Genomic DNA, 13,651 nt, shown 5'->3' with positions numbered 1-13,651 from the left:
CGGCACCGTGTCGCTGACGGCATAGCCGTTGCTGCCGCCGACGGCATTGACCGCCGTCACCGCCAGCCAGCCGCTTTGCAGGTCGGAGAACAAGCTCGGCAGGCTGGCATTCAGAGTCGGCTGCGCGGCGCCGTCATTGCCGGTAGACCAGATGAACAAACTCTGCTGGGCCACATACGGCTGGTACAAGGCATGCAGCGACAGCGCCAGGCCGACCGACGCGCCGGTGGAACTGACGCCGTTGGATTGGTTGAAGATCCGCACCCCCTTGGCAAACAGATCCTGGTACATCTGGTTATTGAGCAGCAGACCGTTGCCGGTAGTGCCGGCGGCGGCGGCTTGCAAGAAGGCGCCGGGGGCGACGCCTAAAGTATTTCCCGCCAAGACCTCCGCCACTTCCGTGCCGTGCATATTGCCGTTGGCGCCGCCGACGCTGTAGACCGTCTTGCTGATGCGTCCGGCCAGCTGGGGATCGCTTACATCGAAATCGGTATCGACTATGCCGACCGTGATCCCGGCTCCGGTCAGGCCCTGGCTGTGGGCAGCCCTGGTATTGCTGGGGTCCTGCACGTTCAACATGCTCGGTGGCGGCGCTGTTGCCGCACTGCCGCTGCCATCAGCTGGTGGCGGGCTTGCAACCGGTGGAGTGGTCGGGACCGGCGTTGCCGGGGAATTTGGATTGCTGCTACCACCGCCACCGCCTCCGCAACCTGAAATTATTGCCAATACAGCAACGGAGATAATCGATAAGGATCTCCGACAAGATGGTGTTTTCCCCATAACGCCTCCCCCATATGTGCACTAACTTCAATCCGATCGAAGATCGGCATATCGGCTTGCTGCATTCACATACTCAGTCGAGCATCATTAGTAACAATCTCTATCAATTTCCTAGTAGTAATTTATTATGCTCGCGTTTGTTGCAATATTTCTGCATTTTTATTTATTTATAGAAACTGTTTCTTTATACATACATTTTGAATGTGGCAACATATTGTCGTTAAAGGCGCACATGAGAGAAGATCGGAGAGGGGGATTTTTCCGGCTGGCACAGATCTGCAACACCTTCCTGGCCGCGGATGATTCAGGCAAATTTACGGTAAGCCAACATTAATGCCGTAATTGCGGCGGCTTTTGCTATTATTACTTTCCAGTAACCTTACCTAAATCCACAGACACATACAGCGCCTCAAGCAGGCAGCATGTGCCTGAACAATCCCAGAGGATAAACATGACGTTTACGGAATCGATTAAAATCTGCCTTTCCAAGTACGCCGATTTTAACGGCAGAGCTTCCCGTTCTGAATATTGGTGGTTCGTGCTTTTTACCGTGCTGGTCTCGTTCGCCGCCAGCGCGGTCAGCGACAAGCTCAGCCTGCTTGTTTCAGTTGCCACATTGCTGCCATCCATTGCGGTTGCAGCACGGCGCCTGCATGACACGAATCGCAGCGGCTGGTGGCAGCTGATCGCATTGCTTCCGATCATCGGCTGGATTGTCGTCATATATTTCCTGATTCAGGAAGCAAAAGAGCCAAACAATTTCGGTGCGGCACCGGTTGTTCCAAACCTCCCTGAAACCTGAAACCGACGCCGGCAACTGCCTCCTCCAAGCGTCGAGGCAGTGTGGCAGCGATGGGAATTTCGTCGAAATTCCCATCCCATTTTCGCCCTCCCCCCAACAGGAACCCATGAAATCCGCTCTCCTAGTCATCGATGTCCAACATGGCTTATTTGATGAAACGCCGCGCCCGTTCGAAGCCGAAGCAGTCATAGAGCGCATCAACACCTTGACGGCCAGGGCCCGCGCTGCGGAGGTTCCAGTCGTGTTTATCCAGCATGAAGCCAGCGATATCGCATACAACTCTGCAGGCTGGCAACTCCAGCCTGGATTGCAGGTAAAGGAAGGCGACGTAAAACTGCGCAAGACCACGCCGGACTCCTTCCTCCGCACCGAACTCGAAGCATTGCTGGCCTCATGGCAGATCGAACAAGTCGTGATCTGCGGCTACGCTTCGGAATTCTGCGTCGACACCACCACCCGCCGTGCCGCCGCCTTAGGTTATCCGGTGACCCTGGTGGCCGATGCCCACACCACCCACGACAAGCCGCATGCGACGGGGCTGCAGATACGCGCGCACGAAAATGCGACGCTGCCTGACATCGGCAGTTTCGGCCCCGAAATCAAGGCGGTCGCCACCGCAGAATTGCATTTCACAAACCAGACCACTTAATCTTTGAAATTTAACAACGCCATTAGTCGATTCGGCTTGCGACCGCAACATAGGCCGCGAGCGGACCAGCGTCAACGAGAGGATGGCCTTGGGAATGAGAACCTGTTAGAATGCGGCCCTGTCCAGTATCACAGGCAGTCGCTGTCGATACATGTTTTGCGCGCTTCTTCGAAACGGCAGAATTGCCCGAGTGGTGAAATCGGTAGACACAAGAGACTTAAAATCTCTCGCCGGAAACGGTGTGCCGGTTCGATTCCGGCCTCGGGCACCATAAATATGTTTCAACTCGCTTCATAAAAATCCAAAAACCCGCATGTTTCCGGACATAGCGGGTTTTTTGTTGTTGACAGGTCTCGGTTCGACGGCGGACAGATGCCGGCTATCTGAGCATCGCCTCAAGCAGGGGGATGGCTTGATTCGGCAGCGATGGCAACAGATAGCAAGCATTCTCGCAACTGGCGTTACATAGCGATTACCTTAACTAATCCGTTCATCCCCTGCTCAAGAAGAGAGAGCCCCCAAGCGAAGACCGGCTTTAACTATTAAATCTGAATGGGGGTTACCCAGCTGCCGTTGCAGGCGACGCCCCACTGACCGCCCCCAAAGACAGCAAACGCTGCGCCATGCAAAAAACAAACAGCAGCACGCCGATCACAATCTTGGTCCACCACGAACTCAAGGTGCCGTCGAATGCAATCAAGGTCTGGATCAGGCCGAGGATGAGTACGCCGGTCAGCGTGCCGGCGACATAGCCGTAACCGCCGGTGAGCAAAGTGCCGCCGATCACCACGGCGGCAATCGCATCCAGCTCCATGCCCTGCGCATGCAAGCCGTAACCGGACAACATGTAGAACGAGAACAAGACGCCGGCCAGAGCTGCGCAAAATCCGCTGAAGGCGTAGACCATCACCTTGGTGCGCCCTACCGCCAATCCCATCAGCAGCGCTGACTGCTCGTTGCCGCCGATGGCATATACCGCGCGTCCGAAGCGAGTGTAATGGGCGATGTAGATTGCCACCGCGAGCATCAGCACGGCAATCACTACGCTAGGCGAAACGAAGGCGCCAAAGAATTCTATGCGGGCTTGCGACAGGGTCACATATAAGGGCTGGTCGATCGTAATTGAATTGATGCTGATCAGGTAGCACAAGCCGCGCGCCAGGAACATGCCGGCCAGCGTCACGATGAATGCCTGCAGTTTAAAAAAATGAATCAAGGCGCCCATCAGCGCCCCGAACGCGCTGCCGATCAGGAGGACGCAGCCGATCACCAGCAGCGGCGGCCAATGCCACGACTGCAGCAGATAGGCAGAGATCATGGTGGTCAAGGCCAGCACCGAACCGACCGACAGATCGATGCCGCCGGATAAAATGACGAAGGTCATGCCAATCGCGATCACCAGCAGGAAGGCGTTGTCAATCAGGAGATTCAACACCACTTGCAAGGAGAAAAATCCGTTATAGGCGAACGATCCCAAGGCGAACATCACGACCAGCAAGGCGACGGTTGCCAGCGAGGTGAAATAAGGCGACGACAGCGGATTGCGCAAGAATCTCATCATAGATTTCATCGTTTTTTACCGCTAACAGAATGCGACCGCGCAGCGCCGCCAAACAGTTCCGCCCCCAAACCGCGAAACTCCGGCGATTGCGACAGACACACCGCAAACACCACCACCGACTTCACCACCATATTCACCTCCGGCGGCACGCCCATCGAATAAATCGTATAGGTCAGCGCCTGGATAATCAAAGCGCCGATAACGCTGCCGACCAGGCTGAATTTTCCGCCGGCCAGAGAGGTGCCGCCCAGGGTTACCGCCAGGATGGCGTCCAATTCCAGCAGCAGGCCGGCGTTGTTGGCGTCTGCACTCTTGATATTGGAACTGATCATCAGTCCGGCGACGCCGGCGCAGGCGCTGCAAAACATGTAGACAAAAAAGATCAAGGCCGCAGTCCTGATGCCGGCCAGCCGCGCTGCCACCGGATTGATGCCGGCCGACTGGATGAACAGGCCCAGCGCGGTTTTGCGCATCAGCAGTGCGACCACAAGAAATACCCCAATGGCGATAAACAGAGAAAACGGCAAGCCGAACAGATAGCCGCTGCCGATATAGAAAAACGGTTTGTAGTAGACCGTGATGATCTGGCCGTCGGTCAATAATTGCGCCAGTCCACGCCCGCCCACCATCAGGATCAGGGTCGCTATGATCGGCTGCAAACCGAGCGTGGCGACCAGAAAGCCGTTCCATACGCCGCACAGGATGGCGGCGCCCATGGCGGCGGCAAGCGCCCACACCATGGGTATGCGGCTGGCATATTCCGGTACGCCGCTATGCATTTCCACCGTGCCGCCTATCAGCAGTGCCGCCACCGTGCCGGAGATGGCCACTACTGCACCTACCGAAATGTCGATGCCGCGTGTCGCAATCACCAGGGTCATGCCGAGCGCTGCCAGTATCAAAGGCGCGGCGCGGTTGACGATGTCGATCAGGCTGCCATACAGATGGCCGTCTTTCCATTCAAGCTGGAAAAATCCTGGGATCAGGAAAAAATCGAATGTCAGCAGCAGCGCCAACGCCGCCAACGGCCGTAGCAGCGGGTTACGCAGCAACAAGCGCAAATGCGATGGCGAGCCTGAGCCGGCCTCGTTTTGCATGCTCTGCAAGCTGGCGCCGGATATCGGATCGGGATGCATCGGATCAGGACTCAATGGAATACTCATACGCATTCTCCTGCGATCACCTGCAGCACCGATTCGTCATCTAGTTCGCCACGCTGGTATTCGCCGCAAGCCTGGCGATCGCGCAATACCAGCATGCGGTCGCTGCAGCGTAGCACCTCGGGGATTTCGGATGAGATGAACAGAATCGCCATGCCCTTGCGGCACAAGGCGATCACATGGTCCATGATCTCTTGCTTGGCGCGGACATCGATGCCGCGCGTCGGCTCATCTAATATCAACATGGCCGGATCGGTGGCAAGCCAGCGCGCCAGCAAGGCCTTCTGCTGGTTGCCGCCGGACAGGGAGCTGATCGGGGTCTCGATATCCGGCGTCTTGATGCCTAGCCATTTGACGTAATCGTTGGCGATCGCTTGTTGGCGCTTGCGCGGAATTACGCGCAGCAAACCGGCGCGCGCCTGCAGCGCCAGGATAATGTTTTCCCGCACCGACAGCGCAAGTATCGCACCTTCCGCTTTTCTATCTTCGGAGCAAAAACCGATACCAGCTGCGATGGCGTCACGCGGCGAGTTGAATCTGACGGCTTTGCCTTTCACGGATATGCTGCCGCTATCGGCTTTATCCGCGCCGAACAACAGCCGCGCGGTCTCGGTTCTGCCGGAGCCGAGCAAACCACATAGCCCGAATACCTCCCCCGCCTGAAAATCCAGGTCCAGCGGTGCAAGTGTTCCTTTACGTCCCAGTCCACGCGCTTGCAGCACAGTTGCGCCGCTGCCTGTTGCACGCGGCTCTTTATCTGTGCCGGTTGTCGCCGTAGCCGGCGGCGCTTGCAAGCCAACCATTTTATTCACCAGATCGAAGCGGCTCAAGGCCTTGGCCAGGTACTCGCCTTCCAGCACGCCGTTGCGCAATACCGTGATACGGTCTGAAATTTCGTAGGTCTGCTCCAGGAAATGCGTCACGAACAGGATCGCCATGCCCTGTCCTCGCAGCTTGCGCAAAACGGCAAACAACAAGCGCACTTCAGCTTCATCCAGACTGGAGGTAGGCTCGTCGAGAATCAGAACTTTGGCAGAGACACTCAGCGCGCGTGAAATTGCCACCATCTGCTGGATCGCCAGTGGATACCTGGCGAGGGCAGCCGTGACATCGATATGGACTTGCAGATCGCCCAGCAAGCGTTGCGCCTGCCGCTGCATCGCTTTCCAGTCTATGCCAGCGTATTTTCCAGGATAGCGGCCGATAAAAATATTCTCGGCCACCGATAAATTCGGGCACAGGTTGACTTCCTGATACACCGTGCTGATGCCGAGGTTCTGCGCCTCATGGGTGGAAGACGGCTGTATCGCATTGCCGTCCAGGCGGATCTCGCCGCTGTCGGGCGCATAAACGCCGGTCAATACCTTGATGAGAGTGGATTTCCCTGCGCCGTTTTGCCCCATCAGGGTATGCACTTCCCCGGGGTACAGACGCAAAGCGACATCGCTAAGCGCTTTCACGCCGCCAAATGCTTTGTGGATGCCGTTTAATTCCAGCGTCGGCGCAACCCCGCCGTTTGCTGCATGAACAGAAGCGCCTGTTACCGTTTTATTCATCCGTTTGCGATCCCGAATTTCTCACCCGAAGTCTTGAAGCCTGTCATGTACCTGCACAGATTCACGCCAATGCGGCGAACGGGCAAGCTGCCCGCCGCCTGTAACAGAACTTAGTACTTCCGGTTCGGGAATTCCTTCGCGGCCACTTCCGCCGGGAATACGCTTTCCTGCGTCGTAATACGCTTAGGGACGGTCTCGCCGCCGATCACTTGCTTAGCCACCTTCATCAACTGCGGCCCCAACAACGGGCTGCATTCGATCGTCACGTTGAGCTTGCCGGCCATCATTGCCTCAAACGCGCCTTTGACGCCGTCGATCGAGATGACCAGGATGTCGGCGCCAGGTTTCAGACCTGCTTCTTCTATGGCCTGGATTGCACCGATCGCCATGTCGTCATTATGCGCATATAAAACATTGATTTTCTTGCCGTCGGTTTTGAGGAAGGCTTCCATCACTTCCTTACCCTTGGCGCGTGTGAAATCACCGGTTTGCGAGCGGATAATCTTCAGGTGAGGATTGCTGGCGATGATCTCTGCGAAGCCTGCCTTGCGGTCGATTGCCGGGGCAGAACCGACCGTCCCCTGCAATTCAACGATATTGATATCGCCGGCCGGCATGGTCTTGGCCCGTTCCAGCAACCAGCGTCCGGCGCGGCGGCCTTCTTCAACGAAATCCGATCCGATAAAAGTCACATACAGAGACTTGTCGCTGGCGTCGACCGCACGATCAGTGAGGATAACCGGAATCTTGGCGGCTTTTGCTTCGCGCAGGACAGTGTCCCAGCCCGATTCAACCACCGGAGAAAATGCAATGACATCCACTTTTTGCGCGATGAAGGAACGAATCGCCTTGACCTGGTTTTCCTGCTTTTGCTGCGCATCGGCGAACTTGAGCGTGACGCCGGCCTGCTTGGCCGCATCCTTGATCGATGCCGTATTTGCGGTGCGCCATTCACTTTCAGCGCCGACCTGGGAAAAACCAAGCACCAGCGGTTTTTCCGCAAATGCGCTGCCTGCAACCCCCAATCCCAGACCCAGGTAAAGGGCTGTGCTCAGTATCGTTCTGCGTGTCATTTTCATTGTTGGTCTCCGTTATTATGTTTTTGGATAGATAAAATCTTTGAAGGACGCGACCCATACTAGGAGCTAATCCAGCCATTTTCCAATGAATTTTTTGATGCTACAGATATGTGTTTGAGTATCTGTACGGCAATTCCGAGGCATGCGCTTGGCGGCGGATACAGATGGATACTACGCATTTTGGACAAAAAAAAAGCCCGCCAACTTCCGTTGCGGGCTGAATCCAAACCTTGAGAGGTGTTGGAGGAGACAGAGACACTATATCGCACTGCAGCATATCAGTCTGCTTGATTGTTGTGATACCAGATATTCACCAGACGGATATTGCAAAGAGGCCCAGGACTGCGCTTGATCACGCATGCCTGCTCGTGTCTATTTACGCGCCGCGTCCAGGATCAGGCCGGCCAGGCGCTCATAATTGCCATCGAAATGATGACCGCCGCTCAGCTTCAGCAATTTGACGCGGCTGGCATCCAGGCTCGGGCAGGCGGAATCGGTTTCTTCGCTGCCGTATATGCACATCGCCAGACCCACAGGCAGTTTTGCGACTTCGGGCGGAATCGGCAGGCCGTCATTGACGGAGCTGACCCAATTGGTAAGATGGAACTGGAAATCTGCTTTTTTACCCAAGCCCATCATGGCTATCAGCGGCACTGACGCCAGCGCCTTGCCCGACAAGCGGCTAGCGACGAACGGCAAGACATCGGCTCCTTGCGAATAACCGATCAATACGACTTTGTCTTTCTTCCAGCGCGCCATATAAAACTGCATCAGGCGTTCCACATCTTTTGCCGTCGATGCCGGGCTGCGCACGCTCCAGAAATAGCGCAGCGAATCGATGCCGACTACCGGCACGCCGCGCTTGGAAAGTGCGGTCGCGACGTCACGGTCAATCCCGGCCCAGCCGCCATCGCCGCTGATCAAGATGACCATGGTACCGGCATCACGGCCACCTTCGGCTTGGGCTTGGCTCACTGCGGCAACCTCGACCACAGGCAAATCGGACACCGCCGCAGGCGGCGCTTGCACTACTGCAGCTTGTTTCGCATTCAGGCTTGCATACGCCGCTTTCAGCTGCGCCAAACCACCGTGGTCCGTGCCCGGCACCACGGTCAGCTCAGCGCCGGCGACACTGGCGGCAAAGCTGCGCGTAACGCTAGCTTCGCAACGCCCTGCCCCGGTCGCTTTTTCATCGAGCAAGATGCGCCAGGCTGCGGGCAATCTGGAAACCGGCAACAGATCCGCGCCCATGCCTTTCGCGCGTGGTTTGAAATGCACGTTATCACCCTTGCAGAGCGGTTTGCGCAAACTCAACGCGGGGCAGAATCCCAGCGATATGGCGCCGCTGAAAGTATTTGCGGGCGCCTGAGCCAACATGGCGTAGGCAAAGCTCGCGCCCGAACCCTCGCCCACCAAAAGCGGCGGATAATATCCCGCCACCTTTTCATACGCCTGCACGAAGCGGCTCAGGTTTTCCAGATCGCCGTCAGGAAATGCGCAGTCGCCGCCATCGGCATTCAGGCTGGCAAATAGTTGCGGCGTGCTGATGCCTGCCACCAAAGCGCCTTGCTGCGCCAGCGCTCGCGCCCTGTCGGCGGCGCTCTTGTCCCAGCCGGCATCGCCGGACAGCAGCAAGACGACGCCATTGACAGCTGCCGGCGGCCGGTAGACTTCAATATTCTTGAAGCGGCCGTGGCTTAAACTGTGCGGAGCATCGTCGGCGCCTGCAGCATTGCCGATGAGGGCCATTGCGCACAGCGCCAGGCATAGGATTTTCTGCTTCATTTACTGATAGCTCCCTTGAGGCCGCCGCTGATCAGCGCGGCGGTATCGGTGAAGGCGAACAACGGTCCCAAGCCGCCCTTGGTTACCAGGTAGCGCGCCTCCCACACCGGATCGAACTTGTCTTTGAAATTGCGCAGGCCGCGGAAGTTATAGAAGCGCCCCCCATGCATGAACAACATGCGGCCAAAGCGTTGCCAACGCGGCGCCAGCTGATGGTCTTTCATGCCCGACATCGGCGCCATGCCAAGGCCAAAATGCTGAAAACCCCGCTCCTTGAAATGCAGCATCAATTGGGAGAACAGGAAATCCATGGTGCCTGGCGGCGCATCCGGCAATTGCCGCATCAAGTCGATGGCGGCTTCGATCCGCAATGCGTCAGGACACATTAAGCTGGCAAAGGCGATGATTTTCCCCTCGCGGCGAATCACCGCAACCGGCTGGCGCAGGACATAAGCCTCATCGAAACCACCCAGCGAAAAACTCTTTTCACGCGTGTCCTGATCGGCCAGCCACGCATCGGAAACCACTTTGAGCTGGTCCAGCAACGGCGGCAACTGTTCAACCGGCAGCATCTCGAAACGCAAGCCCTCGCGCTCGGCCCGATTGACGCCATGCCTGAGATTGGCGCGGCGCGGGCCTTGCAGGCTGAATTGATCGAGCGGCACGTAAGCTTCTTCACCCAATTTATAAACCCGCAAACCGGCATCCAGATACAAGGGCAACGATTGCGGCCGCACTTTATAGAAAGCGGCACGGCCGCCGTGGCTATCAGCCAGTTCGATGAAACGCCAGATCAGCTCCGACCACTCTTTCTGGTCGCCGACCGGATCGGATAACGCGACCCAGGAACGATTATGTTTGGCAAACATGATGAAACTGTTGCCGGAAGTAGAGAACAGCAAGCTTTTATCGCCCATCAAGGCCAGGCAAGCGTCTGCAGCCGGCTGCTTGCGCACGATCTCGGCGGCGCGCTGCAATTCTGCTTCGCCCGGACGTTCGGCGATGCCGGTGGAGCGCCGGAACAACTGCCACAGACCCAGGCCCAGGGCCATGACGGCCGCCACCATCAGCGTTCGCATCGAGCGCGGCGCATAATCGTCGAATGCAAACTGCCACCACATGCGGTCGGCAAAATCGATATCGCGATAGGCGAACAACAGTATCCAGCCGCAAGCCGCGAGCACGCAGGCAACCGCAATCAGCCAGCCGGGCTCGAAGGTTTGTGAAAACAAAGATGAGCGCCGGTCGAATTGTTTGCGCGAAATCACCAGCAGCGAGGCCAGCACGAACAGCACGATGAATTCGGAAATGGCGATACCCTTAGGCAGCGCCAGAACCGCGGCGATCACAGTCAGCACCAGCGACGCCCACCAGGCCGCATCGAGCCGATGCAGCAGGCCGCGCGCCAGGAACAGCATCGCCAAACCGGCCACACTGCCGATCAGGTGCGATGCTTCCACCACAAACAGCGGCACATGCAGCCTCAGCAGTTCTTCGGCATGGCGGGTGGCGGGCGTAACGCCGGATATCAGCAGCATGGTGCCCGTCACCAGCGTCAACGCCGTGAGCAGCCACGGCGATAATTTCACGGCCGCGCGCGCCACCGGCGCGCCGACGCCGGAACGCATTTCAAATGCAGCGAGCAAAATCGTTGCCAGCAACAGCGGCAGCAGAAAATAAACGGCCCGGTACAGCAGCAAGGCAGCCGCGATGTCGCTGGTTGGCGCGTGATTGGCGCAAGCCAGCAAGATCACTGCCTCGAATACGCCGACGCCGCCCGGCACATGGCTGATCACGCCCAGCGCCATCGCTATCGCATAGAACGCGACGAAGGTCGGCAAATCGATCACGCCGCTGGGCAGCAAGAACCACAAGGTTGCCGCCGCCGCGCTCAAATCCACGGCAGAGATCAACAATTGGCGCAGGGCCAGGCCGGCTTCCGGCAAGCGCAAATTCCAGCGCCCGAACAGCAGCAGATCGCGGCGCACGCGGCACAGGAGGATAAAAGCGGCGACGCCCAGCAGCACCAGGCTGGCGATCGCGCGTAGCAGCCAGCTCGGAATATGCGCCAGCGCCTGAACCTGCGGTGCGCCCCACAGCAAGCCGATGGCGCCAAAGGTAGTCATGCCGAGGCCGAACGCGCCGGCGTTGAAGGCGATGGCCTGCGCCACCTGAGATGCTTCGACGCCGCTGGCGGTGTACAGGCGCATGCGTATCGTACCGCCGGTCAGTACCCCGAGTCCGACTGTATTGCCGAGCGCGTAGGCAATGAATGAGGTCAAACCGATGGTGGTCCCTTTGACCTTGGCGCCGACGTAACGCAAGCTGGACACATCGTAGCCGGCCAGCGACAGATAACTGACTGCCGTCGCCAGCCCCGCCAGTAAAAGATTGCTCAGCGGCGTATGTTTGACCGCATGCACGATGCTGCGATAGTGCACGGCGGCGAGCAAGGTATGCAGAGACTTGAACACCATGGCGCCCAGGATCAGCACCACTAGCATCGTCAGCCAAAAGCGCCAGCTTACGCCCGTCTTCTGGACGGCAGCAGTGACGCCAGGCGTCGGCATATCTGTTTGTGATGAGGATGGATGACGTACCATGGAACCTTTATCTATCCGGCCGAACCTCGATCAGGTCAACCGTTGACTGCTTTAACAACTGGTAAGAGCCGGTTTACGGAGCAAGGTTCGCTACAGCAAGTAATAAACTGACAAAGAAAAGTGCCGCAAAAACAAAAAAAACCGCACCAGCACAAGGCTAGACGCGGTTTTTTGTACGTTCTCAAACATTGCAGAACATGTTCTTGGAGGAGGCGGTGGGAGTCGAACCCACGATACAGGTTTAAGCCCATATGCTTCCTTAGCAGGGAAGTGCCTTCGACCACTCGGCCACGCCTCCAAACTTAAACGGCTTTTTTACAACGCCGCGTTAAGGACACGAATAATAACTTTTCATGCGGTTTTGGTCAATAACGCTATGCGAGATTAACAGCTTTTTTCGAAAAAATTTTCGATTAAGCACTTTCCAGTCCAAAAGCCTTGTGCAAGGCACGCACTGCCAGTTCCATGTACTTCTCGTCGATCAGCACCGAAATCTTGATTTCAGAGGTCGAAATCATCTGGATATTGATACCCTCTTCCGCCAGGGTACGGAACATTTGCGAAGCGATGCCGACATGGCTGCGCATGCCTACGCCCACTACCGACACCTTGGACACCTTGGCGTCGCCAGTGATGCTGGCAGCGCCGATATGCGCTTTGACCTTCTCGTTCAAGACATCCATCGCCTTGGTGTACTCGCCGCGCGGCACGGTAAAGGTGAAATCGGTCTTGCCGTCGACCGACTGATTCTGGATAATCATGTCGACTTCGATATTGGCCTCGGCGACTGCGCCGAGAATCTGGTAGGCGATGCCGGGACGGTCAGGCACGCCGAGCACGGTAATCTTGGTCTCGTCGCGATTGAACGCGATGCCGGTAATGGTGGCTTGTTCCATCTTGGTGTCTTCCTCAAACGAAATCAGGGTGCCGGAAATTGCTTCTTCTTCCAACGGCATTAAGGGGTCAGTCAGCGAAGACAGCACGCGGGTTGGCATTTTGTAGTTGCCGGCAAATTCGACCGAGCGAATCTGCAGCACTTTAGAGCCCAGCGATGCCATCTCCAGCATTTCTTCAAAGGTGACGGTCTTCAGGCGGCGCGCATCCGACACCACACGCGGATCGGTAGTGTAGACACCGTCGACGTCGGTATAGATCATGCACTCCGCGGCCTTCAGCGCAGCGGCCACGGCGACTGCCGACGTATCGGAACCGCCGCGGCCCAGGGTCGTGATATTGCCCTGGTCGTCGACACCCTGGAAGCCGGTGATGATCACCACTTTGCCGGCATCCAGGTCTTGCCGTACCTTGGTATCGTCAATCGAACGAATCCGGGCCTTGGTGTGGGCCGAGTCGGTTTCAATGGCGACTTGCCAGCCCGCGTAGGATACCGCGTCCTTGCCTATCGCATGCAAGGCCATGGCTAGCAAGGCGACCGATGCCTGCTCGCCGGTAGCGGCCAGCATATCGAGTTCGCGCGGATCGGGCTGGGCGGTAATTTCTTTTGCCAGGCCCAGAAGACGGTTGGTTTCACCGGACATCGCGGAGGGCACCACGACGATCTGGTGGCCGGCGTCATGCCATTTGGCGACGCGCAGGGCGACATTCTTGATGCGCTCGGGCGAGCCCATCGAAGTGCCGCCGTATTTGTGGACAATTAAAGCCATAGGGAATGTAGG

10 protein-coding genes and 2 tRNA genes are annotated in these 13,651 nt (G+C 57.4%); 3 read left to right on the top strand and 9 right to left on the bottom strand.

Annotated elements, in window-relative coordinates:
* The coding region (locus BLV81_RS20875) for a S8 family serine peptidase (protein WP_255365400.1) at window positions 1-579 on the bottom strand (579 nt) is incomplete at its 3' end.
* Between the two features lie 652 nt (window positions 580-1,231).
* Here BLV81_RS20875 and BLV81_RS20870 point away from each other — a divergent pair.
* From BLV81_RS20870 to BLV81_RS20860, 3 genes are all read left to right on the top strand, one after another.
* A complete protein-coding gene (locus BLV81_RS20870; RefSeq protein WP_092359834.1) occupies window positions 1,232-1,582 on the top strand; it encodes a DUF805 domain-containing protein in 351 nt (116 codons plus the stop codon).
* Between the two features lie 106 nt (window positions 1,583-1,688).
* Window positions 1,689-2,231: a cysteine hydrolase family protein gene (locus BLV81_RS20865; protein WP_092359832.1), complete on the top strand. Its 543-nt coding sequence runs from the start codon at window positions 1,689-1,691 to the stop codon at window positions 2,229-2,231.
* A gap of 184 nt (window positions 2,232-2,415) precedes the next feature.
* Window positions 2,416-2,502, top strand: a tRNA-Leu gene (locus tag BLV81_RS20860).
* 288 nt (window positions 2,503-2,790) lie between these two features.
* Here the strand turns inward: BLV81_RS20860 and yjfF are convergent.
* From yjfF to BLV81_RS20820, 8 genes are all read right to left on the bottom strand, one after another.
* Window positions 2,791-3,789, bottom strand: coding sequence for a galactofuranose ABC transporter, permease protein YjfF (yjfF, locus tag BLV81_RS20855; protein WP_092359830.1), 999 nt, complete (start codon window positions 3,787-3,789; stop codon window positions 2,791-2,793).
* An 8-nt stretch (window positions 3,790-3,797) separates the two neighbouring features.
* Window positions 3,798-4,889 (bottom strand): ABC transporter permease, encoded by a 1,092-nt coding sequence (locus BLV81_RS20850; RefSeq protein WP_092359842.1) that lies wholly within the window; start codon window positions 4,887-4,889, stop codon window positions 3,798-3,800.
* Between the two features lie 62 nt (window positions 4,890-4,951).
* Window positions 4,952-6,508 carry a sugar ABC transporter ATP-binding protein gene (locus tag BLV81_RS20845; protein WP_092359828.1) on the bottom strand — a complete coding sequence of 519 codons (1,557 nt, stop codon included), beginning with the start codon at window positions 6,506-6,508 and terminating at the stop codon, window positions 4,952-4,954.
* Window positions 6,509-6,618: 110 nt separating this feature from the next.
* Entirely contained in the window at window positions 6,619-7,587 is a 969-nt protein-coding gene (locus tag BLV81_RS20840) for an ABC transporter substrate-binding protein (RefSeq protein ID WP_092359826.1), read from the bottom strand.
* A gap of 372 nt (window positions 7,588-7,959) precedes the next feature.
* Window positions 7,960-9,372, bottom strand: coding sequence for an AcvB/VirJ family lysyl-phosphatidylglycerol hydrolase (locus tag BLV81_RS20835; RefSeq protein WP_092359823.1), 1,413 nt, complete (start codon window positions 9,370-9,372; stop codon window positions 7,960-7,962).
* Window positions 9,369-11,975, bottom strand: coding sequence for a bifunctional lysylphosphatidylglycerol flippase/synthetase MprF (mprF, locus tag BLV81_RS20830; RefSeq protein WP_218134299.1), 2,607 nt, complete (start codon window positions 11,973-11,975; stop codon window positions 9,369-9,371). The genes BLV81_RS20835 and mprF overlap by 4 nt, the downstream gene beginning before the upstream one ends.
* 204 nt (window positions 11,976-12,179) lie before the next feature.
* A tRNA-Ser gene (locus BLV81_RS20825) sits at window positions 12,180-12,273 on the bottom strand.
* Window positions 12,274-12,388: 115 nt separating this feature from the next.
* Window positions 12,389-13,639, bottom strand: a complete 1,251-nt coding sequence (locus BLV81_RS20820) for an aspartate kinase (RefSeq protein ID WP_092359822.1) — start codon at window positions 13,637-13,639, stop codon at window positions 12,389-12,391.
* Window positions 13,640-13,651 lie beyond the last annotated feature (12 nt).

This window comes from Collimonas sp. OK242 (genome assembly GCF_900107095.1).
Lineage (GTDB): Bacteria > Pseudomonadota > Gammaproteobacteria > Burkholderiales > Burkholderiaceae_D > Collimonas.
The sequence above is the reverse complement of the archived record's forward strand: the minus strand, read 5'-3'. Positions and strand labels throughout refer to the sequence as shown.

Coding starts and splice junctions, on each gene's coding strand:
- BLV81_RS20820 (WP_092359822.1), bottom strand. CDS start 13,639: ATGGCTTTAATTGTCCACAAATACGGCGGCACTTCGATGGGCTCGCCC.
- mprF (WP_218134299.1), bottom strand. CDS start 11,975: ATGGTACGTCATCCATCCTCATCACAAACAGATATGCCGACGCCTGGC.
- BLV81_RS20850 (WP_092359842.1), bottom strand. CDS start 4,889: ATGCAAAACGAGGCCGGCTCAGGCTCGCCATCGCATTTGCGCTTGTTG.
- yjfF (WP_092359830.1), bottom strand. CDS start 3,789: ATGAGATTCTTGCGCAATCCGCTGTCGTCGCCTTATTTCACCTCGCTG.
- BLV81_RS20870 (WP_092359834.1), top strand. CDS start 1,232: ATGACGTTTACGGAATCGATTAAAATCTGCCTTTCCAAGTACGCCGAT.
- BLV81_RS20840 (WP_092359826.1), bottom strand. CDS start 7,587: ATGAAAATGACACGCAGAACGATACTGAGCACAGCCCTTTACCTGGGT.
- BLV81_RS20845 (WP_092359828.1), bottom strand. CDS start 6,508: ATGAATAAAACGGTAACAGGCGCTTCTGTTCATGCAGCAAACGGCGGG.
- BLV81_RS20865 (WP_092359832.1), top strand. CDS start 1,689: ATGAAATCCGCTCTCCTAGTCATCGATGTCCAACATGGCTTATTTGAT.
- BLV81_RS20835 (WP_092359823.1), bottom strand. CDS start 9,372: ATGAAGCAGAAAATCCTATGCCTGGCGCTGTGCGCAATGGCCCTCATC.